Raw genomic sequence first — 20,463 nt, forward strand, 5'->3', positions numbered from 1 at the left:
GAACTCCACTATTCTGGAGATGATGAGTGAAACCCCAGATTCCCCCCGGCCGCCTGAAGAGCAGCTGCCTGAAAATCCGAAGACGCCGAGGCCCGTCACGCCTGGCAGCCAGGCTTCGTTCGGCACCTACGGCGGGCGGCCTGTCAGTTTCGTGCGCCGCGGAACCCGCCTTCAGGGCCGCCGGCAGGCGGCCTGGGAAGAGCACTCGGACCGCTGGGCAGTTGACGTCCCGCGGCACGTTGCCAACACCTCTGTCCACCCGGATTACACCTTTGACGCGGAGGCCGAGTTCGGCCGGAAAGCCCCGCTGATTGTTGAGATCGGATCGGGACTTGGCGATGCCGTCTGCCACGCCGCCGAGGAGAACCCGGGCACGGACTTCCTGGCCGTCGAGGTCTACACCCCCGGCCTGGCCAACACCATGATCAAGATCAACAGCAGGGGCCTCACCAACGTCCGAGTCGTGGAGGCCAACGCCCCGGAAGTGCTCGCCACGATGCTTCCGCCGGGCTCAGTGAGCGAGCTGTGGATCTTCTTCCCCGACCCCTGGCACAAATCCCGCCACCACAAACGCCGGCTCATTCAGCCCGAATTCGCCGAACTGGCGGCCAGGGCCGTGAAGCCGGGCGGACTCTGGCGCATCGCGACCGACTGGTCCAATTACGCCGTGCACGTGCGCGATGTGCTCGCCGGCTCCACGGCGTTCGTCAACATGCACGACGGGGAGCGCCGGGGGCCCGAGAGCCCGCTTACCCACGTCTGGCAGACCGGCGTCGAATCGCTCGTGGGCGGTGCCCCGGTCAAGGAAGGCCGGGCACCGGTCAGCACCGAGCACACCGGGCCCAACGAGGGCATCGACGAAACGGGAGGCTGGGCGCCGCGGTTCGAAGGCCGCATCCGCACCAGCTTCGAGAACAAGGCGCACGAGGCCGGCCGCCTGATCTTCGACCTCTGCTACCGCCGGGTCTAGCGGCACTCAGCACATCCAGCGGCGCAGGCCGGGCCCTGCCGGCCGTGCTTCGCGCGGCCCTCACATGTCATGCCCTCAGGTGTGCTGCCGCCCATCTGTTGCGCAGGCAGTCTCCGTGGCACGATTGGGTTTGTGGCGGAGTGCCGCAACAGACGCACGGATTGTGCGGGCGCGAAGGAACGATCATCAAACGAGAACTGCAGGGCGCCGCAGACAAAGCGGAGAACGTAGCGAACTCCCGCGCCCTCGAAGTCTTGGCGCGGGCCGGGTATGCGGTCAGCGGGGTACTGCATTTCCTGGTGGGAACCATCGCCATCGGGCTGGCCACCGGCAAGGGCGGCAGGGCCGACGTCAGCGGAGCCGTGGCGGAGCTGGGCAGCCAGCCTGCCGGGCCAGTGCTGCTGTGGACCAGCTTCGCCGCGTGCGTTGCCCTGGCCCTGTGGCGGGCGGGTGATGCCATTTTCGACTTCGAGCACCTGCCGGCCAAGAACGAGGTGGCCAAGAAGCTCAAGGCGGCTGCGCAGGCCGCCATCTACGCGGCAATGGCCTTGTCCCTTGCCGCGTTCGCGCGGGGCGCAGGGCAGGACAACAGGGAATCTACGAGCGACATGACCGTCAACCTTATGAAGGCACCGGGCGGCGTGCTGCTCCTGATAGTCATCGGGGCTGCCGTGGCCGTCACCGGGGTGGTCTATGTGGTGCTCGGTGTCAAAAAGTCGTTCAGGAAGCACATCCGGATGCCTGCCGCGCCCACGGCTCGCAAGGCCGTCACGGGGCTGGGCATCGCCGGCTACGCGGCCAAGGGCGTGGCCCTCTTCGTGACGGGCCTGCTGGTCGTCATCGCCGCCGTCACGGCCCACCCGGAAGAATCCACCGGCCTCGACGGCGGACTGAGGGCTCTGCGCGACCAGCCGCTGGGTGTATACGCTCTCATGGCCGTGGGCGCTGGGCTCATCTGCTACGGCCTCTACATGGTGGTCCGGGCGCGGCTGGCCAAAATGGAGTACTAGGCGTTTGTGGCGTTGCCTAGGGCTTGAAGTCGTCGTGCACCACCACACGCGACAGTTCCACGCCGCCGTCCGCGGTCCTCCAGTAATGCAGCCTCCGTGCAGACGCGACCCCACGCTCGATTGACGCCCGGAAGCAGCGAGCGCCGTCCTCGCGCTGCAGCTGGGGCGCATCGCCGCCGTCATTGGCGCGCAGCGGATGCACCTCCCGGGCCGAGCTCCGCTCGGCCAGGCCGGTCAACACCTCCACTACCGCCTTCAATGCCTTCGGTACGGACCCCTGTTCCGTCCGTGAATAGAGTGATGCGGCGAAGGCCGGACCCATGCTGAAGGTCCCTGGCAGAGGGAACCTGGCCTTGTCTTCGCCAGGAACGGTGCGTACCCAGGCCAAATAAATATCGTGCCGGACGCGTTCATCCGCTGTTTCGAAGGCCTCTGTTGCGTCGTCGCGGGACCGTTTCAACGCCTGCTGCATTTCCCGGTTGCGGGCACGCAGCGTGCGCAGGTCCTCCGCCTGTTTGGCGTTCCGTGCGGCCATTCCGGCCAGCAGCCCGTCAGCGGCCGCCGCATGCCGGCGCTCCAGCCCAAGCTCCCCCTGCAGGGCCGCCAGCTCGCGCTCCAGCCGAAGAAGCTCCGGCCCGGCGCCGCTCCCCGCCTTCACCAGCTCCTGGAGCCGGACCACCTCAGCCTTTTCAGTGGCCAGGGACAGCTGCACCGAGATCAGGGCCGGCGAAGGAGTGACAGGGGCGGAGACTGCCGCGGCGGGCGGCCCCTCTTCCCCGGCCAGCGAAGTCCCCTCGGCGCCCGTGACCGCCCCCTCCAGCAGGTGTCGTCCTGCCTGAAGCCAGGGGGTCCCGCCCCGCAGCAGCTCTGGCGATACCAGGACCTCCCCATCGTCATCAACATCAATGAGGGACAGAACCACCGCGCCTTTTTCCCTGAGGAACCTGACCACCACGACCTCGCCCTCGGTGACGAGACTGTCAGCGGTGTCCAGCGGATTCGATGAAATCCGCTCGACAGGTACGGACCAGCTGGACCCCGGGAAAAGGGTCAGGGTGGCCGCCTTGGGTGTCACCTCTTCTGCCAGCGCCAGCACCAGGTCACCGGAGGCATAGATGTCCGTCAGCCGCGGCAGCACCTTAAGGGCACGTATGTCCAGGGTGCCGGCGGCGGGATCATAGAGGCCGGACACGGCCTGCCCCACCGCAAGCATCCAGTCGAGCCGCACAGGCGGAGTCACGCGCTCGAGCTGGATACTGCAGCTTTGGCCTCCGGCGAGCTCCACTATGGCCCGGGAACCTGCACTGGCAAAGGCCTTCACCACCCCCGACATCACGTCCAGCGGTTTGGGCTGAACCGCTGCGGGCGGCGCCGCCGTGACCCGGCTCAGGACGTCCTCGATGATGCGTTCCGCCGCGGCCGCCGCGCCGCCCGGACCCTGCGCCATCCGCAGCGGGCTCCTGTAAACGTCCCGCAGCCAGTCAAGGTCCGCGGAGTAGACCCGCGCAGCGTTCCCGTATACGTGGGCACCGGCAGGGAGGGCATCCGCGAAGCGGAACGTCTCCGGACCGTTTTCGAGGTAGTAGACGTCGGCGAGGTCACCCACCTCGCGGGCGATCCTGCCGACGTCGATCCTGTTCCCGGGCGTGCCGGGGTGCCAGGCGACCACAGCTGCCGGACGGGTGCGGCCCGTCGACATCAGGGTCCGGGCAAGCTGCTCACCGGATGCCACAACTTCGTAGGCGCCGCCCGCGTGGCCACGCTTAGGATGGTCACGGTTTCCCGGCCCCCGGCTCACGGCAGAATGGTTCCTGTGCCCCTGGCTCCCATGGCTGTGGTCCCTGCCGCGCTGCTCCATCGAGTCCCCTTCGTCCTGGACACCAGTAGAACAGCTGGCTGCGACAAAATGGGCTATTCAGGCGCCCGGCACGGTGATCACCGCGATCGTCTTCTGCTGATCGTTCCGAACCTCGACGCTGGCAATGCTCGAGTATTGCAGCGGAGTCGCGCTGGTGACCCTGGCCCTGCCACTGGGGGTCGCCATCCAGGCACAGGCGCGGTCTTCCGTTCCCGCCCGGTCCTTGACCCACAGTGACAGCTTCCCGGTGTTCGGCAGGCTCTTGCCGTCCACCGCCAATTCCGTACCCCACGTCTTCTTGACCATGCCCACTGTCACTTGGATGCCGGTATCGGCTACCACGGAATAGCTGGCATCCGGCCTATTCGCCGGGGCCAGCAGGGGTGCCGCAGCGAAGCCCAGGGCCAGGCATGCGGCGGCGACCGCTCCCACGAGGGCGGTCAACCGCCGTCGGGCAGTACGACGGCGGGCGGCCAACTCGTCCAGAACAGGTTGCGGGACGACGGCAGACGGATCCGCGGTGCGCGGCACCCGCGGAGCCGGAACGGCGAGCGCCACGGCGTCGGGCACCGGCACTGCGCCCAGGAGGCCTGGGAGGGTCTCCAGTTCCGCGAGGCCATCGCGGCACACTGCGCACCGCTGCAGGTGGTCCTCGAAGCGCGCCCGGTCGGCGTCGTCGAGGCCGCCCAGCACGTATGCCCCCAGCAACTCATGGAGTTCTTTGCCGTTCACCGTTCCACACCCATTTCGTCAAGTATTGTCCGCAGGGCCTTCACCGCGTAGAAGGCCCTGGATTTCACCGTGCCGCTCGGAATGTTCAGCTGGACGGCGGCTTCATTGACCGTGAAGCGCCGGTAATGCAATGCCACGAGTACGTCCCGGTGCTCCATGCTCAGCCGGAGCAGGGCCTCTTCCATCAGCACCCTGGTGAGCAGTTCGTCGACCTTCCCGGTGGCCTCCGCCGGGTCGGCAAGGTCGCGCTCCTCGGCTTCCTGTGGCCGGCGCTGGGATTTCCGGTAATTGTCGATCATGATGTTCCGGGCTGTCCGGAACAGATAGCTGCGCATGCTTCCGGTGATCTTCGGCGCCTGCTGCCAGACGCGGAGCACCGTTTCCTGGACGATGTCATCGGCCAGCACGGGGTCGTGGGAGGCGCTGATCACAAACCGGCGTAAGGCCGTCCCATGCTCGCGATAGATTGCGGCAACCACATCTTCGTCCAGCGGCACCAGAACCTCCCAGTGGCTCGATTACCGGTCCGTGCGGGCCGGCATTCTGGCATGTAAGACGCGGACGGACCCCAAAGAGTTCATTCAAGTCCGTCTGCGAAGCCTTGAACCATTCTTCACCTTCGTGCGTCATTCCCAATAGCGCCGGTTCCCAGACGCCGGCCTGAGCCAAGGAGCAGCACATGAACAAGCAATTGAGCGTTGGCCTTGCAGTTTTGGCCCTTGCCGCGTCGCTGACCGCCTGTGGCGGCGGAACCGGCACAACTCCTACCACGGCCGCCCCAGCAACCACCGCCGCCGAGTCGCCCGCAACAACCGCAAGCGAAACGGCCACGGCCACGGCCACCGCCGCCGTCGACCTGATGACCGCGTCCTCGGCCAAGGGCGACATTGTGGTGGACGGCAAAGGAATGAGCGTCTACTACTTCACCAAGGACGTGAAGGACTCCGGCAAGAGCAACTGCACCGGTGACTGCCTCGTGGCCTGGCCGCCGGTCTTCACCACCAGCGACACCCCCACGGTTGAGGGCGTCACCGGAAAGGTCGGGACCATCGACACCCCTGACGGCAAGAAGCAGGTGACCATCGAAGGCATGCCCGTCTACCTGTGGGAGAAGGACAAGGCCCCGGGTGACATCACCGGCCAGGGCGTAGGCAACGTGTGGTACCTCGTGGCCCCCGACGGCACGATGATCAAGTAAGGCATCCAAAGCGGTAGTGCCGGAGCCCATGCCCTCGGACACCGGCACTACCATCAGAGCATGGCGAACACAGACCTGAACTCCGCTGCCAGGACTTGGCAGACCATGGTGGACAGCAACCAGGCGCTGCTGCTCCGGAAGTCCGGCCATGACGTGCGCTGGTGGGCGGAACAGGGGCGCGCAGCAGGGTTGCGGACGGACGGCGAGCTCCGGGACTGGATGCGCGACGAGCACGGCATCACCGGCTATGCCCAATATGCCGTGTCGTGGGAAATGTTCGGGTATCCCGAGTTCATGCTTCGCGACGCAGATGAACTCATCGATGGCCAGTACGAGTTCCATCCTCACCTGCGGCCCATAGCGGATGCCGTGCTTGCATGGGCCGCAGCCACTGACGGTGCGGAAATCCAGATGCGCAAGGGGTACGTCTCGCTGCACAGCACCCGGCGCAAGTTCGCCCAGGTGACCCGCGCCAACAAGACGGCCGTGGACGTGACGCTGCGAATCGAGGCGCCCATTGGGGGACGTCTCGAGGCAGTTCACGTCCGCGGCGGTGACTTCTTCGACCGGAAGGTCCGTCTCACCTCAGTTGAGCAAGTGGACCAGGCATTCCTGGACCTGCTGGAAACGGCCCTGGAGCAGAACAGCTGACGGGCACCGACCGCTGATCGGGCCTGTCGAGATTCCGGTTTCGACAAGCTCAACCACCGGTGCCGCTGATCGAGCCTGTCGAGATCAAGGTGCCGGCCAGCACCGACCGCTGATCGGGCCTGTCGAGATTCCGGTTTCGACAGGCTCAACCACCGGTGCCGCTGATCGAGCCTGTCGAGATCAAGGTGCCGGCCGCTTGCTGACTGACAGACCCGGTAAGGCTGCGTAGTTGCCCTTGATGAGGGCTTCACGCTTCGCCCTGCTCCATCCTTGGACCTGCTTCTCGCGGAAGAAGGCATCGTCGATACGTTCGAATTCCTCCGCCCACACCAGCTCCACCGGCCGCCGTCGGCGCGTGTAGGCAGCTCCGTCTCCTGAGTGGTGCTGCGCAAGGCGCCATTCAAGGTTCACTGTGCTCCCGACATAGTAGGACTTGTCGGAACATCGGAGCATATACACGTATGGCATTCCTTAAGCCTCACCGCGAAATGGTGTCGTCACCAGGACTCATTTGCCTATGTGGACAACTGGGTTTCGGCAGGCTCAACCAGCGGCCCCGGTGATCGACCTGTCGAGATTCCGGTTTCGACAAGCTCAACCACCGGGGGTTTCGCCATGCCTAACCACCGGGGGTTTCGACGCGCCCGACCACAGGGGTTTCGACAAACATCAGCGTGTTGAGTGGCACCAATCGAAGACGTAGGGTGGCGTTGGCTCATTGGAACGGCGAATAGTCCCGGTGGTCAGGGGTACGTGAACTCTGGGCAAAGCTCTTGGAGGCATCCACGGCACCGAGGTACAACCTGTGGAAAGGGAGAAATCTGTGCGGGAATCAAGTACCGACGAGAGAATTTCAGCACCGGAGGCAGTCTCCGCAGCGGCGGAAGAAACAGTGGTGGACGAAACAACGGCGGAAGAAGCAGATTCGGCTCCGGCCGACTCTGCAGCGGAGCCGGCGGACATCACCTACGACGAGCAGTTTTATCCCGCCCGCCCGAAGGCTCTGAGGCCAATCGCCCGCAGGCGCCAGTACCTGGCTTCCAGGCCATCCCTTGAGTTCGACGGCCGCAACGCGGCGTATGTCGAGTGGCTGCGGAACCAGGCAATGCTGGGAGACGCCAACGTGCTGGCACGGCAACTCTCCGGGCAGGCCAGCATGTGGCAGAACTCCTATGCACATCCCAACCCCAGGGCCGCCGTCGAGCGTGCTCCCGTCTGGTTTACCGCGTACCCCCTGTCCTTCATCACGCAGCCCGGCCAGTCCTTCCTTTCGGCATTGGGCGATGCGGGCATGTGGGAAGCCTTCCGGGAAATCGGGATCAGGGCCCTCCACACCGGCCCCGTCAAACTGGCCGGAGGCATCAGCGGCTGGACCCAGACTCCCAGCGTTGACGGGCACTTTGACCGGATCAGCATGGCTATCGACCCGGTGTTTGGCACGGAAGAAGAATTCCGGCAGATGTGCGAGGTCGCCGCCGACCACGGCGGCACGGTCATCGATGACATCGTTCCGGGCCACACCGGCAAGGGAGCGGACTTCCGCCTGGCCGAAATGAACTTTCGGGACTACCCGGGCATCTATCACATGATCGACATTCCGGAGGAGGACTGGCACCTGCTGCCGGACGTGCCCGAAGGGCAGGATTCGGCAAATCTCAGTCCTGAGTCCGAACAGGCGCTGCAAGAAGCCGGCTACATCATCGGCCGGCTCCAGCGGGTCATCTTCTACGAACCCGGCGTCAAGGAAACCAACTGGAGCGCAACGCGGGCGATCGTCGACACCACCGGAAAGACCCGCCGCTGGGTCTACCTGCACTACTTCAAGGCAGGCCAGCCATCCATCAACTGGCTGGATCCCACCTTCGCCGGAATGCGCCTGGTGGTCGGGGACGCTCTGCACTCACTTGTTGATTTGGGCACCGGCGCGCTCCGCCTGGACGCCAACGGCTTCCTCGGAGTGGAAAAGAGCGCAGAAGAGCAGCCGGGCTGGTCGGAAGGGCATCCCCTCTCCGAGGCAGCCAACCAGCTCATCGGCTCCATGATCCGCAAGGTCGGCGGGTTCTCCTTCCAGGAGCTGAACCTGACCATCGACGACATCAAGGCCACCTCCGAGTCGGGCCCTGACCTTTCCTACGACTTCATCACCCGGCCCGCATATCACTACGCGCTCGTCACGGCCGACACCGAGCTGCTACGACTGACGCTCCGCCTGTCGATGGAAATCGGAGTTGACCAGGCCTCGCTGGTCCACGCGCTGCAGAACCATGACGAACTGACCTACGAACTGATGCACTTCGCCTCGGGACACAGGGACGAGGTGTTCGAGTTCAACGGACAGGAACTCACCGGAGCCCAGCTCGCCGACCAGGTGCAGCAAACCATGAGGGAGCGCCTGACCGGCGAGAATGCACCCTACAACGCTGTGTTTACGACCAACGGCATCGCCTGCACCACGGTCAGCTTCATCATGGCCGCACTCGGCATCCGCGACCCTGAAGCAATAACCCCCGAGCAGGAGGGCCAGGTCCTGGATGCCCACATACTGCTGTCGATGTACAACGCCCTGCAGCCCGGCGTTTTCGCCCTTTCCGGGTGGGACCTCACCGGCATAACGGCCCTCGACCGCGAGCACGTCCACGCGCTCACCTCCGAGGGCGACACCCGCTGGATCAACCGCGGAGCCCACGACATCATGGGCACCAGCCCGGACGCGGAGACCTCCTCGGCAGGCATGCCCCGCGCCCGCAGCCTGTACGGTTCGCTGCCTGACCAGCTTCAGGATTCCGCCTCATTTGCCCGGCGGCTCCAGCGAATCCTCGAGGTACGGGAAGACAACGGAATAGCAACAGGCACGTTGTTGGATGTGCCGGACGTTTCCAACCGCGGGCTGCTCGTCATGGTCAACCGGCTGGGGGACGGGGCGCTGCAGGTCACCGTGCTCAACTTCTCCGGCCAGGATATCGCCGGCAGCATCCAGTCCGCCCACCTGCCCCCCGGCGCCAGCGTGCAGGATCTGTTCAGCGGCGAGACGGTGGGGCAGGTGGATGACCTGCACAGCTTTTTCCTCGAACTGTCAGCCCACCAAGGCACAGCCCTGCTGCTGCACGACGAGGATCCCGGTGCCGAGGAAGCGCACGGACCGGGATCAGCCCACCCTTCGGCTGACGAAGGGACACATCTGACCTAGAGGTGCCGCGCGTCGACCAGCACCTCGTCGGCGTCCTCGAACTCCACCGCCGCGACGATTTCCCTGGTCTCGGGGTGGAGCATGAAGGCCTCGTCGTCGTCCTCGATCATGAGGAAGTCGCCGTGGTCCGTGCTGAACTGCCATGCCAGGACGGTCTCGCCGTTGTGCTCGAAGTTGGGATCCCCCATGGTGATCTTCTGAAGCGTGTAGCCGGCGATGTCGCACAGTTCGCGGATGATCAGTTCAAACTCCGGCGCGGTCTCGAGGGCCGCCTGCTCGGCTTCGGCCCGGCGCTCTTCAAGGTCCGGAACCCGAGCCACGCGGGCGGCAAGGTGGGCGGCGAGCTCCTCGCCCGCCAGGATCAGCAGCCCCTCCTGCCCGCGGAGCCAGGCAGCGTTGAGTGCGGTGATGTCCTCGGTCTCCAGCAGCGCCTCGAATTCGGCGTCGAGGTCTTCCATGGCCTGGACACTCTCCGGCAGCTCGCCGTCGGTCTCTGCGTCCCATTCGCCGTCCAGGTAGATCTCCGCTTCCTCCTCCGAGAGGGCGTCGAAGGCCTCGGCAGTGCGGTCGAACAACGCCAGGTGGGCTGCGGCACCCATGGCTTCGAGGCCCTCGCGGATGTAGGTGTCCAGCTCGCCGCGGTCCGCGGCAGTGAAAACATACTGCGCGAATCCGCCGCCAAGCGCCTGGGTGAGGTAGAAGTCCACAAAGTAGCTGCGCAGGGCGTTGGGGGCGATCTCCCCGGAATTGAGCAGCTCCCGGAACATGGCATTGACCACGGTGACGTTGGCGTCCACCACCTCGTTGTTCGCGGCGTCGGCGCCTTCAAGCGTCAAGACGACGGGGTACTCGTTGGAAGTCATGGGAATCCTCGCTGCAGAAGCCGGTGGTGCTCAGGACAGTTTCAACGTACGCGCCGCCGTCGGCCGGGGGTTGAGGCGCAGGTGAACGCCAGGCGAAGTTTCAGGGCCTCTCCCGGCTGACTAAGATGGATCAGATAACCTGCAGATTTTGACCTGCTGAAAGTAGCGCGCACCATGCCATCCAAACCGGACGAGAGTGCGGCACTGGCAATCCAGACCCCGGCGATCAACGACCGCTCCCTCGCGGCCGGACTCGCCTATGCCATGGGCAGCCGCGTCGCCGGAATTTCGTTCGACGCCGCCACCGGGCTGATGCTGGGCAAGGTGCGCGGTGGCGCCGACGTACCGTACTCGACCACCGCCAAGCTGGTCCGGAAGGCGGGCGGCTGGAGCTGCACCGTCGGCGTCTGCAGCTGCCCGGTCCGCAAGGACTGCAAGCACGTGGCCGCGCTGCTCTTCGCCGCCGAGGACAACCCGGCGATCCGGATGAAACTGCTGGCACCCGCGGACGTTTCCCGGCTTTCCAGGGAGCCCGCGGCGCCTGACCTCGCGGACTGGGAGCAGGCCCTCAGCCCGCTGATTTCGCAGCCCGGCATCACACCGTCAACGGGGGGCATCCCGCTGGCACTCCAGTTCGAGGTGGAGGAACCAGCCCCGCACTTCTCCTACACCGGCCGCCGGGACCCTTTGCGCAGCGTCCGCCAGCTCAAGGCACGCCCGGTGATCATGGGCGCCAAGGGCAAGTGGATCCGCGGCGACGTCTCGTGGAACACGCTCAGCTACCTGAGCTTCAAGCGGGAGTGCAACGAAGCCCACGTGGAATGGATGCAGTCCTTCCTCGCCGCCCACACGTCGGCCGCCAACCGGGTGCACTCCTCGGCCGCCCTGTGGCTGGGGATGAACACGTTCGCCGGCAAGAACCTGTGGAGCCTGCTGGACGAGGCCAAAAAGATCGGCGTGGCCCTGGTCCACAGCCGCGGCCAGGAGCCTGTCAGGGTCGCTGAGGCGCCCGCCGCCGTCGGCCTTAACTTGAGCCGCCACGGCAGCACAACGTCCGACGACGGCGGCCTGGAGCTCGCCCCCACCATCACCGTTGAGGGGACCGAGGTGGATCCGGCTTCGGTGGGCACCCTCGGCCGTCCGGCGCACGGCATCTTTGTCACCTCCGGCGGGGACGCGCTTCCCGGCGTCGCCGGGGACAGCGTCATCACGCTCGCCCCGCTGGAAAGCGGGCTCAGCGAGGAGCTGCTGACGTTCGTGACGGCCGGCAGCACGCTCCATATCCCGGCGCGGGACGAGAGCCGCTTCCTCACGGGCTTCTATCCCAAGCTCAAGCAGACGGCACGGGTGACGGCGTCGGACGAGTCGGTGGAGCTGCCGGCGCTGGCCGTCCCCACCCTGTCCCTGCTGGCGAATTACGGCGCTGACCACAGGGTCCGGCTGCACTGGGAATGGCACTACAAATCCGGAAACCTCGTCACCGCTCAGCCGCTGTGGCGCCACCCTGGCGACCACGGCTACCGGGACGACCCTGCCGAGGCCCGGATCCTGGAAGCCCTCGGCCAGCCGTGGGACGTGGTGCCGAAGCTGGGTGAGTCTGCCACCGGCGGCTGGGGCACGCCGCGGCTCGCGGCCGCAGCCGAACTCACCGGCCTGGACACGCTGGCGTTCACCGAGGAGGTCCTCCCCCGGCTGAGGGACACCCCCGGTGTGTCCGTGGAAACGTCGGGCGACATGGCTGACTACCGCGAGGCCGAGGAAGCCCCGGTGGTGGCCATCTCCACCAAAGCCACGGACCAGCGCGACTGGTTCGACCTCGGCATCGTGATCACGCTGGAAGGCCAGCCCGTGTCGTTTGCGGCGCTGTTTTCAGCGCTCGCCGCCGGCCAGACGCGCATGCTGCTGCCCAGCGGCGCCTACTTCTCGCTGGACCTGCCGGAACTGCACCAGCTGCGGGCACTGATTGACGAAGCCCGCGCACTCCAGGACAACAAGGACGCCCCGCTGCAGATCAGCCGTTTCCAGGCTGGGCTGTGGGACGAGCTGGCGCAGCTGGGGATCGTGGACGAACAGGCCACCGCCTGGCGCGAGGCCGTGGGCGGGCTGCTGGAGGGCGGCATCAACGGCCTGCCGCTCCCGGCCACGCTGAACGCGGAACTCCGCCCGTACCAGCTGGAGGGCTATAACTGGCTGACTTTCCTGTACCGGCACGGTCTCGGCGGTGTGCTCGCCGACGACATGGGGCTCGGCAAGACCGTGCAGGCGCTGGCGCTGATGTGCGCGGCGAAGGAGCACGCCTCCGGCGGCACGGACGGCGAAGACAGCACGGCCGCTGAAGACAGCACAACGCCCGACGGCGGCGCGCCCTTCCTGGTGGTGGCGCCCACGAGCGTCGTGGGCAACTGGCAGGCGGAGGCTGCGCGCTTCGCACCGGGGCTCACCGTGCGCGCGATCGGCGAGACGTTTGCCAAAACCGGGGCAGAGCCGGCCGAGGCCATGGCCGGCGCGGACATCGTCATCACGTCCTACGCCCTGTTCCGGATCGACTACGAGGCGTACGCGGGGCGGCGGTGGTCCGGACTGGTGCTGGACGAGGCCCAGTTCGTGAAGAACCACCAGTCGAAGGCCTACCAGTGCGCCCGCAAGCTTCCGGCGGCCTTCAAACTGGCCATCACCGGCACCCCGCTCGAGAACAACCTGATGGAGTTCTGGGCGCTGACCTCGATTGTGGCGCCAGGGCTGTTCGCGAGCCCCTCGCGGTTCGCCGAGTATTACCAGAAGCCGGTCGAGAAAAACGGTGACAAGGGGCAGCTGGACAAGCTCCGCCGTCGGGTCCGCCCTCTGATGATGCGCCGCACCAAAGAGCAGGTCATCAAGGACCTGCCGCCCAAGCAGGAACAGATTCTTGAGGTGGTGCTCAACCCCCGGCACCAGAAGGTGTACCAGACGCACCTGCAGCGCGAGCGGCAGAAGATCCTGGGCCTGATCGAGGACGTCAACAAAAACCGCTTCACGATTTTCCAGTCGCTGACCCTGCTGAGGCAGCTGAGCCTGGACGCGTCGCTGGTGGATGAGTCCTTGAGCGGCGTGCGGTCCAGCAAGCTGGACGTCCTGTTCGAGCAGCTCGAGGACCTGGTGGCCGAGGGCCACCGCGCCCTGATCTTCAGCCAGTTCACGGGCTTCCTGGGCAAGGTCCGCGAGCGCCTGGTCGAGGAGAACATCGAGTTCTGCTACCTCGACGGCGGCACCCGGAACCGCACCGACGTGGTCAACGAGTTCAAGAACGGCGCGGCCCCGGTGTTCCTGATCAGCCTCAAGGCCGGCGGCTTCGGCCTGAACCTGACCGAGGCCGACTACGTGTTCCTGCTGGACCCGTGGTGGAACCCGGCGTCGGAAGCGCAGGCCGTGGACCGCACCCACCGCATCGGCCAGGCCAGGAACGTCATGGTGTACCGGCTCGTGGCCAAGGACACCATCGAGGAAAAGGTCATGGCGCTCAAGGCGAAGAAGTCGCAGCTGTTCGCCGACGTGATGGAAGGCGATGCGCTCTCAGGCGGCGCACTGACGGCCGAGGACCTGGCCGGGCTCTTCAACGACTGACAGCGGCAGGGCGACACGGGCCAGGCCGGCAGCCGGGGCAGCCACGCCCCGCGGCGCAGCCTGTTTCCGGAGCCACCGGCCCAGCGCCTTGCCTTTGCCCTTCCACCAGCTGTCCTCGTCGGTGTCGGTGCGCCACCGGTAGGTCAGGACCACCAGCACGAACATCCCGGCAGTGACGTTCGGCCAGACGCCGGAGGCCGCATCCAGCAGCGCCCGCAGGGCCGTGGTCAGGATCGCCAGCGGCACCAGTGTCCGGAAGACCGTGTTGGCCACGTACCGCCCATGGGAGCGGGGCACGGACATCATGCGGACCATGTCGGAGCAGGCGCACACGACCACCACGGTCTGCCCCAGTGTCAACAGGATCGAGCCCGGCAGGGAGCCGGCGAACTGCACAGCCGAGGCCAGCCCGGAGCTCATGGCATGCTCCCGCGCGCCGCTGTGTGTGCCGCACCGGATCCGTTCCGGTCTGTGACCGGCTTCCGCGAAAATTTCATGGTGTTCCCCCCGCCGCTGTGGACTGTTGCCCTGTGCCAACCTATTCAACGGCGCACCCCGGCCTGGCGTCACGCGAGGCGACTACCCGTTTTTGGCGCGGTAACTACCCGGAGACTTCCGGCACTACGCGGGCGTGCCAGGTATGTCCGGCGAATCTGCAGGCCTCGCCTGGCCGGGACCACGCCGGTAGTATCGGACAGACTTGCGGCCGGAAATCCAGCGGAACGGACAGACGCATGACGAGACTGTTGATCATCGGCCCTCCCGGATCGGGCAAAGGCACCCAGGCGCACCGTCTCAGTGAACAGCTGGGCGTCGTGGAGATCTCCACGGGCGACATGTTCCGGACCCATCTGGCCGCCCAGACGCCCCTGGGAATCCAGGCCCAAAAGTACCTGGATTCCGGCGACCTCGTCCCGGACCACGTCACCACCGACATGGTCCGCGAGCGGCTGTCCCGGCAGGACGTCACGAATGGTTTCCTCCTTGACGGCTATCCCCGGACTGTGGCCCAGATGAACGACCTGGACGCCATCCTTGAGAGCACCGGCAATGCCCTGGAAGCCGTACTGGAAGTCACCGTCGGTGACGAGGAGATCGTCCGCCGCCTACTCCGCCGCGCCGGCATCGAAGGGCGCAGCGATGACACCGAGGACGTTATCCGCCACCGCCTGCAGCTCTACCGCGAAGAAACCGAACCCCTCATCGCACGGTATGCCGAACGCGGCATTCTGGTCCGCGTCGACGGGACGGCCGACGTCGATCAGGTCACCGCCAGCGCGCGCAAAGCGATCGAAACCCTCACGCCCCGGACGGCCCCCTGACCGTCTTCAGCCAGCCTTCCAGGCGTACCGCCGTTCGGGGCGTCCGACGCCGTACTTCAGCGTCACGTCCACCAGCCCCTCGTCATTGAGGTACTCAAGGTAGCGCCGAGCGCTCACACGCGATGTGCCCACCAGCGCGGCCAGCTCGGCAGCGGAGACATCGCCCTCGGCCTCGTGCAGCGCCCGCTCCACCACCTGCAGGGTCTCGGCGCTGCAGCCCTTGGGCAGCGGCCGGTCCCCGCGTTCCAGGCCGAAGACCCGGTTCACGTCGGCCTGCTCCGCCACGTCTTTGGAGGACGCAAGGCTTTGGTATGTGTTCCGGTAATGTTCCAGGCGCTCCTGCAGGTCTGTCTGGGAGAACGGCTTGATCAGGTAGTGCACGATTCCGCCTCGGAGGGCCCGGCGTACCGTCTCCACTTCCCTGGCTGCGCTGATGACCAGGACGTCCAGCTCCGGCGCCGCCTCCCGCAGCCGGTGCATCAGGTCCAGCCCGTTGACGTCGGGCAGGTGGATGTCCAGCAGGACCAGGTCGGGCTGCAGCCGCTGCGTTTCCTGCACCGCCTGGGCCCCGGTGTGGGCGACTCCGACGACGGTGAACCCCGGCGTGCGCTGGATGAACCCGGCGTGGACCTTGGCCACCATGAAGTCGTCGTCGACAATGAGGACGCTGATCATGGCCGCCTCGCTTTGCCGGGCTGTTCGCTGCCCGCTCGCTGGTTATGGAACAGCACTGCCGTGAAGACGGCGCCGCCGTCGTTGTGCACTGTCAGCCGGCCGCCGCGGCGCTGGCACACCACGCGCGCCAGCGCCAGGCCGTAGCCCCGGCCGCCGTCGGGTGAATTCTTGGTACTGAAGCCCTGCAGGAAGATGTCCTCCATGACCTTCTCCGGGACCCCCGGGCCGGAGTCCTGCACCACAACCCTCACGCCGCCGTCGGCCTCCTCGATCACCACCTCGACCTCCGCGTCGGACGCGTTGGTGACGGCGTCAAGGGCATTGTCCACGAGGTTGCCCACCACCGTGGTCAGGTCCCGCGACAGCTCCTCGTCCACGCGGTCCAGCCGGGACTCCGGCGCGAGTTCCAGCGATACCCCGCGCTCCGCCGCCAGGCTGGACTTGGCGATGAGCAGCGCGGCCAGCGCCGGGTCCGCGATCCTGCTGGTCACCTCCTCGTTGAGGCGTGTCCGGTTGGAGGTGGTGCCGTTGACGAACTGCACGACGGCGTCATACTCGCCGATCTGGATCAGGCCGGAAATCGTGTGGAGCTGGTTGGCGAATTCGTGCGCCTGCGCTCGAAGGGTGTCCGTGGCCGTCCGGGTTGTGCCGAGCTCGCGCTCAAGGGACGCCAGCTCGGTTCGGTCACGCAGCGTGGTCACGGAGCCGATGACGCGCCCGTGCGAGCGGATCGGCATCCGGTTCAGCACCAGCAGGCTCTCACCGACCAGGACCAGTCTGTCCGGTCCGGGCTGGTCCTGCGTGAGGACGTCCGTCAGCGACGGCTGCACGGCGAGGCTGCCGAGGTCCTTGCCCACGCAGTCGTCCGGAAGCCCCAGCAGGCGCTTGGCGCTGTCGTTGGCCACCGTGATCCGCTGCTGGGGATCCAGCGCCACCACACCCTCCTTGAGTCCGTGGAGCATCGCTTCCCGGTTCTCCACGAGGCCGGTGATCTCGTCCGGCTCCATGCCCAGGGTCTGGCGCTTGACCCGCCGGGCCAGCAGCAGCGACCCCGCCACGCCCAGGACGCTGGCGACCCCCAGGTACGTGAGCAGGTTCGGCACGGCATCCCCGAGCCGCTCCATCACGGACGGAAAACTCCTCCCGACGGCGGCGATTCCCACCATTTTGCCGCGTTCGTCCAGCACCGGGACCTGGGCCGAAAGGGCTTCCGATGCCCCGCTGCCCACCAGCCCGGTCCAGGCCCGCCCGGCCATCACCACGCTGTCGCCAAGCGCCATCTTCCGGCCCTCCTGGGATGGATCCGAGGACGTCACCACTGTCCCGTCAGCGCGGGCCAGTGCAACCTGCGAGGACCCCGAGATGGTGCGCACCGATTCGGCGACGGAAGGCAGGGCGGATCCGCTTCCCGGCTGGGCATTGGCCAGCAGGCCGCGGACCGTGGGGTTGGCGGCGAGCGTCTCGGCGGCCGACAGCGCCCGGCGGCCTTCGGTGCGTTCGAACGACGCCGCGGACTGCGCCAGCGAAATCGCCACCACCGCCACCAGCACGGCAAGCACGATCAGCAGCTGCAGGCGGAGATACTGCCCCGCCAGGGACATTCCTCGCCGTCGAGTCATGTGCTGCTGTCTTCCTGTGTGTCGTGGGCCGCCGTCGGCAGGACGTGGGGGTGCGGGCCGGTCCGCATTGCCCGCGAATCCGCGCGTTTCGGAGGCGGTGGGGTGAACTATACCGGAATAGGTTCATGAGGCCGGTGCTACGGATACGCTCTGGCGTTCGGCTGTCACGTCAATGCGATGGCGTTGGCGGGTGACCCGGTTCCTCCGGTGATGTTCAACGGTTTGATGCTGATGAAGGCGTCCCAGCTGCCGGTGGTTTTCATGTGCCGGCTGAGGGGTCCAAGCCGCCAGAGTTCGCCCAGCGGCATGCCGAGTTTGGCCAGGAGTTGCTGGTGCATCATGCCGTGGTCGTTGGGCGCGGAGTCAAGGAAGGGGCTTGCCCCAATGGCGGGCAAGCACTAAGGCGAAGTTGTCGGCGGCGAGGAGTGCGAACCGGCGGTCCCACGCCCAGGCGACAAAGTCCTGTGACTGGGCAACTCCGGTGGCCCGCCGGCTGTCGCGGATCCGTTGCTTGTCCTCCGGGGGCAGCGCCAGGAACCATTCGCACCAGCCGGTGTGGAGCATGAGGATGTCTCCCGGCCGGAGGATGAGGGACTGGGCCTCGATTGCCGCTCGGATGAGGTCAAGATCGAGCGGTTCACCTGCCGCATGCTCGATGGGCGCACCCTGGCCGGCGCGGTATCCCTCGAGGTCGACAAGCACGCCCCTGCCGGCAATGGGGTTGTCTGCCCATTCCTGGATGCCAAGGTCCGGGGTCCCCTCCTTGATCCGGTCATCCGGGGTGCCGTTGTAGAAGCCGACGTCGTCAGCCCTCCGGTGCCTGAGCCCGTCGATCTGTGTGGATCCCTGGAGGTAATACCCATCCAGGTAGTCGTCGCGGTGGGCCGGGTGTGAGGAGTAGATGGTGTGCCGGGGGGCCCGGCGTTTGAGCGACATTCCGGGATCGAAGGCGTCGGCCGGATAGTCCAGGCCGAAAACCGAGCCGGTCCTGATGCAGTTCCTTGCTGCCAGGACGGCGTCCTGGGTGATGAAGGAGGGAGTTCCGCGGCCCGGTTCGGGAAACAGGCCCCACGAGGTGCCTGCAAGCCTGCCCTCCCGTTCCAGCAGCCCGGCGAAAGTCGGGTAGGTTCCGTCCCCGGCAGGGTTGGTCATCGCGTTGTTGCTTCCTGGGGCTGCCCCTGGTTCTGGTGGCGCTTGTAGCTGAGGAGGAAACCCGCGAACGCGCAGATGGAGGCCGCGATGCACATCGGGGCCTTGATGGATTCGTTCAGGAATTCCAGCCAGCCGCCTTGGCCTGAGATCAAGGCAAGGGCCTGTCCGGCCACGAACACCACTCCTCCCAGGAGGAGAGCGGCGAGGGTCAGGACGAAGAGGACTTCGATGGCCCGTCGGATCTGGTGCATGTCTTGGTTCCTTTAGATGGGCAGTACGCCGACGATGATCAGCACGCCGATGCCGAGCAATGGCAGGGCGTAGTGCGTAAGCAGGCGGGCGAAGGTCTTGATCGGATCGACGTCCGCGATGCCGCAGGCGACATACAAGGGCGCCCCTCCGGGCGGGACCGCAGCTTCGCAGGAGGAAAAGACGAGCACGGCGACGGCTGCGGTGGTCGCCGGGACGCCCGCGGCAACGAGCGTGGCGACGCCGACGGTCCCGACGGCGGCCATCGTCGCCGTCGCCGACAGCGGGGCGGCGACGGCGATGACAATCAACCCAATCAGGATCGCGAGCAGCCACAAGGGCAGGTCCAGCTGGTTGAGCAGTGCTGTCATCTGCGTGGGGAGCCCGGTGGCGGCGAGGGCGTTGGCTCCGGCGAAGGCGAAGACCACCGTCACACCGACGACACCGAACCTGGGAGCGGAGTTCTGCAGCAGCGACCACCAGGCGCGGCCGCTGCCCGGCAGCTGCTTCCTGCCCAGCAGGGCCCCGGTGATGATGAGGACCACCGGGATCCAGACGATGACGCTGACGGACTTGGTGACGTCCCCGCCGCTCCAGTCCGACAGTGCCGTGGCGATGGTTCCGGACGTGATGACCAGCGGAATGGCGACCACGACGAACAGCAGCATCGTCGCCCAGCCGCGGCCGAACGCCGCCCGGACCGGCAGCCGGTGCGCGGCATCCAAGGGTGCCATCCCGCTCCTGCGGATCAGCAGCCAGGTGACGATGAGCCGGTGCAGGAAGCACCACAGTCCGCCGATGAGCAAAGGAAGGACGAGGTCGTTGACGTCCAGCAGCGGCCCGACCGTCGCGGATCCGACGAGGACGAACATCGAGGCGCTGAACGGGAAAGCGATGCCCATTCCCGCGTTTCCCGCCACCAGCGTCGCCGCCGAGGGTTTGTCCAGCCGGGATTTCTCCATCCAGGGGATCGTGACCGAGCCGACGGTCGCGGCGATGGCTGCCTGGTTATGGACCACCCCGCCCAGGCCTGCTGACGCCACGGTCGAGACCCAGGCGGGACCGCCTTTGACGCCGCCGATCAGGGAGTTCAGCAGGTCGATGAGCCGGTCCAGCACGCCGGTCTTGTCCAGCAGGTATCCCATGAAGACGAACGCCATGGTGGCATAGACGATTTCGTCCGTCACGGCCGAAGACAGCGCCGCCCATCCGGTCTGTGCCGCTCCGCCCCCCGTGAAGGGAAGGACCGCAAGGAATCCCAGGATCATGGCCTCCCCGACGCTGCGTTTGATGAGCGTGGTCCAGAGCAGGATGACCGCAAGGTAGGCGCCAAGGGCCCAGATGCCGATCATGCTGCCTCTCCTGACTGGGATTTCG

17 protein-coding genes and 1 pseudogene are annotated in these 20,463 nt (G+C 66.5%); 7 read left to right on the plus strand and 11 right to left on the minus strand.

Going from position 1 to position 20,463, the window contains the following annotated elements:
* Positions 1–22: 22 nt before the first annotated feature.
* Entirely contained in the window at positions 23–970 is a 948-nt protein-coding gene (gene trmB, locus JYA52_RS04380) for a tRNA (guanosine(46)-N7)-methyltransferase TrmB (protein WP_205651979.1), read from the plus strand.
* 197 nt (positions 971–1,167) lie between these two features.
* Positions 1,168–1,980: a DUF1206 domain-containing protein gene (locus JYA52_RS04385; RefSeq protein WP_205652008.1), complete on the plus strand. Its 813-nt coding sequence runs from the start codon at positions 1,168–1,170 to the stop codon at positions 1,978–1,980.
* Between the two features lie 16 nt (positions 1,981–1,996).
* Here the strand turns inward: JYA52_RS04385 and JYA52_RS04390 are convergent, their stop codons facing one another.
* The 3 genes from JYA52_RS04390 to JYA52_RS04400 all read right to left on the minus strand — a co-directional run bounded on the left by JYA52_RS04390 (position 1,997) and on the right by JYA52_RS04400 (position 5,067).
* Positions 1,997–3,778, minus strand: coding sequence for a hypothetical protein (locus JYA52_RS04390; protein WP_205651980.1), 1,782 nt, complete (start codon positions 3,776–3,778; stop codon positions 1,997–1,999).
* 117 nt (positions 3,779–3,895) lie between these two features.
* The gene (locus JYA52_RS04395; RefSeq protein ID WP_205651981.1) at positions 3,896–4,570 is read right to left on the minus strand and encodes an anti-sigma factor; all 675 of its coding nucleotides are present in this window, start codon (positions 4,568–4,570) and stop codon (positions 3,896–3,898) included.
* Entirely contained in the window at positions 4,567–5,067 is a 501-nt protein-coding gene (locus JYA52_RS04400; RefSeq protein WP_205651982.1) for a sigma-70 family RNA polymerase sigma factor, read from the minus strand. The genes JYA52_RS04395 and JYA52_RS04400 overlap by 4 nt, the downstream gene beginning before the upstream one ends.
* 182 nt (positions 5,068–5,249) lie before the next feature.
* Between JYA52_RS04400 and JYA52_RS04405 the strand changes: the two genes are divergently transcribed.
* The gene (locus JYA52_RS04405) at positions 5,250–5,768 is read left to right on the plus strand and encodes a COG4315 family predicted lipoprotein (RefSeq protein WP_205651983.1); all 519 of its coding nucleotides are present in this window, start codon (positions 5,250–5,252) and stop codon (positions 5,766–5,768) included.
* Between the two features lie 60 nt (positions 5,769–5,828).
* A complete protein-coding gene (locus tag JYA52_RS04410; protein WP_240459942.1) occupies positions 5,829–6,419 on the plus strand; it encodes a DUF5655 domain-containing protein in 591 nt (196 codons plus the stop codon).
* Between the two features lie 180 nt (positions 6,420–6,599).
* On the opposite strand, the gene JYA52_RS04415 is transcribed toward JYA52_RS04410, so the two are convergent.
* On the minus strand, positions 6,600–6,887 hold the full coding sequence (locus JYA52_RS04415; RefSeq protein WP_205651984.1) for a GIY-YIG nuclease family protein: 288 nt from the start codon (positions 6,885–6,887) through the stop codon (positions 6,600–6,602).
* 427 nt (positions 6,888–7,314) lie between these two features.
* Here JYA52_RS04415 and treS point away from each other — a divergent pair, with 427 nt between their 5' ends.
* Entirely contained in the window at positions 7,315–9,606 is a 2,292-nt protein-coding gene (gene treS / locus JYA52_RS04420; RefSeq protein ID WP_307869312.1) for a maltose alpha-D-glucosyltransferase, read from the plus strand.
* Here the strand turns inward: treS and JYA52_RS04425 are convergent.
* Entirely contained in the window at positions 9,603–10,469 is an 867-nt protein-coding gene (locus JYA52_RS04425) for a DMP19 family protein (protein WP_205651986.1), read from the minus strand. The genes treS and JYA52_RS04425 overlap by 4 nt on opposite strands.
* Positions 10,470–10,643: 174 nt before the next feature.
* Here JYA52_RS04425 and JYA52_RS04430 point away from each other — a divergent pair, with 174 nt between their 5' ends.
* Complete coding sequence (locus tag JYA52_RS04430; protein WP_205651987.1) at positions 10,644–14,069, plus strand: DEAD/DEAH box helicase; 3,426 nt, start codon at positions 10,644–10,646, stop codon at positions 14,067–14,069.
* On the opposite strand, the gene JYA52_RS04435 is transcribed toward JYA52_RS04430, so the two are convergent.
* A complete protein-coding gene (locus JYA52_RS04435; protein WP_205651988.1) occupies positions 14,019–14,489 on the minus strand; it encodes a hypothetical protein in 471 nt (156 codons plus the stop codon). The genes JYA52_RS04430 and JYA52_RS04435 overlap by 51 nt on opposite strands.
* 314 nt (positions 14,490–14,803) lie before the next feature.
* On the opposite strand from JYA52_RS04435, the gene JYA52_RS04440 reads away from it, so the two are divergent.
* Positions 14,804–15,391, plus strand: a complete 588-nt coding sequence (locus JYA52_RS04440; RefSeq protein ID WP_205651989.1) for an adenylate kinase — start codon at positions 14,804–14,806, stop codon at positions 15,389–15,391.
* A 6-nt stretch (positions 15,392–15,397) separates the two neighbouring features.
* Here JYA52_RS04440 and JYA52_RS04445 read toward each other — a convergent pair whose 3' ends face one another.
* From JYA52_RS04445 to JYA52_RS04465, 5 genes and pseudogenes are all read right to left on the minus strand, one after another.
* Positions 15,398–16,066 carry a response regulator gene (locus JYA52_RS04445; protein ID WP_205651990.1) on the minus strand — a complete coding sequence of 223 codons (669 nt, stop codon included), beginning with the start codon at positions 16,064–16,066 and terminating at the stop codon, positions 15,398–15,400.
* The gene (locus JYA52_RS04450) at positions 16,063–17,667 is read right to left on the minus strand and encodes a sensor histidine kinase (RefSeq protein WP_205652010.1); all 1,605 of its coding nucleotides are present in this window, start codon (positions 17,665–17,667) and stop codon (positions 16,063–16,065) included. Before JYA52_RS04450 ends, JYA52_RS04445 begins: the two co-directional genes overlap by 4 nt.
* Positions 17,668–17,849: 182 nt before the next feature.
* Positions 17,850–18,837 (minus strand): annotated as a pseudogene (locus JYA52_RS04455) (cyclase family protein).
* On the minus strand, positions 18,834–19,088 hold the full coding sequence (locus JYA52_RS04460) for a hypothetical protein (RefSeq protein ID WP_205651991.1): 255 nt from the start codon (positions 19,086–19,088) through the stop codon (positions 18,834–18,836). The pseudogene JYA52_RS04455 and the gene JYA52_RS04460 overlap by 4 nt, the downstream one beginning before the upstream one ends.
* 12 nt (positions 19,089–19,100) lie before the next feature.
* Positions 19,101–20,438 (minus strand): TRAP transporter large permease subunit, encoded by a 1,338-nt coding sequence (locus JYA52_RS04465; RefSeq protein WP_205651992.1) that lies wholly within the window; start codon positions 20,436–20,438, stop codon positions 19,101–19,103.
* Positions 20,439–20,463: the final 25 nt, after the last annotated feature.

Source organism: Arthrobacter pascens (genome assembly GCF_017052465.1).
Lineage (GTDB): Bacteria > Actinomycetota > Actinomycetes > Actinomycetales > Micrococcaceae > Arthrobacter > Arthrobacter pascens.

What these genes read in the sequence shown, in the direction of transcription:
- JYA52_RS04460 (WP_205651991.1), bottom strand. Translation starts at nt 19,088, where the DNA reads ATGCACCAGATCCGACGGGCCATCGAAGTCCTCTTCGTCCTGACCCTC.
- trmB (WP_205651979.1), top strand. Translation starts at nt 23, where the DNA reads ATGAGTGAAACCCCAGATTCCCCCCGGCCGCCTGAAGAGCAGCTGCCT.
- JYA52_RS04425 (WP_205651986.1), bottom strand. Translation starts at nt 10,469, where the DNA reads ATGACTTCCAACGAGTACCCCGTCGTCTTGACGCTTGAAGGCGCCGAC.
- JYA52_RS04450 (WP_205652010.1), bottom strand. Translation starts at nt 17,667, where the DNA reads ATGTCCCTGGCGGGGCAGTATCTCCGCCTGCAGCTGCTGATCGTGCTT.
- JYA52_RS04440 (WP_205651989.1), top strand. Translation starts at nt 14,804, where the DNA reads ATGACGAGACTGTTGATCATCGGCCCTCCCGGATCGGGCAAAGGCACC.
- JYA52_RS04410 (WP_240459942.1), top strand. Translation starts at nt 5,829, where the DNA reads ATGGCGAACACAGACCTGAACTCCGCTGCCAGGACTTGGCAGACCATG.
- JYA52_RS04465 (WP_205651992.1), bottom strand. Translation starts at nt 20,438, where the DNA reads ATGATCGGCATCTGGGCCCTTGGCGCCTACCTTGCGGTCATCCTGCTC.
- JYA52_RS04405 (WP_205651983.1), top strand. Translation starts at nt 5,250, where the DNA reads ATGAACAAGCAATTGAGCGTTGGCCTTGCAGTTTTGGCCCTTGCCGCG.
- JYA52_RS04445 (WP_205651990.1), bottom strand. Translation starts at nt 16,066, where the DNA reads ATGATCAGCGTCCTCATTGTCGACGACGACTTCATGGTGGCCAAGGTC.
- JYA52_RS04435 (WP_205651988.1), bottom strand. Translation starts at nt 14,489, where the DNA reads ATGAGCTCCGGGCTGGCCTCGGCTGTGCAGTTCGCCGGCTCCCTGCCG.
- JYA52_RS04415 (WP_205651984.1), bottom strand. Translation starts at nt 6,887, where the DNA reads ATGCCATACGTGTATATGCTCCGATGTTCCGACAAGTCCTACTATGTC.
- JYA52_RS04430 (WP_205651987.1), top strand. Translation starts at nt 10,644, where the DNA reads ATGCCATCCAAACCGGACGAGAGTGCGGCACTGGCAATCCAGACCCCG.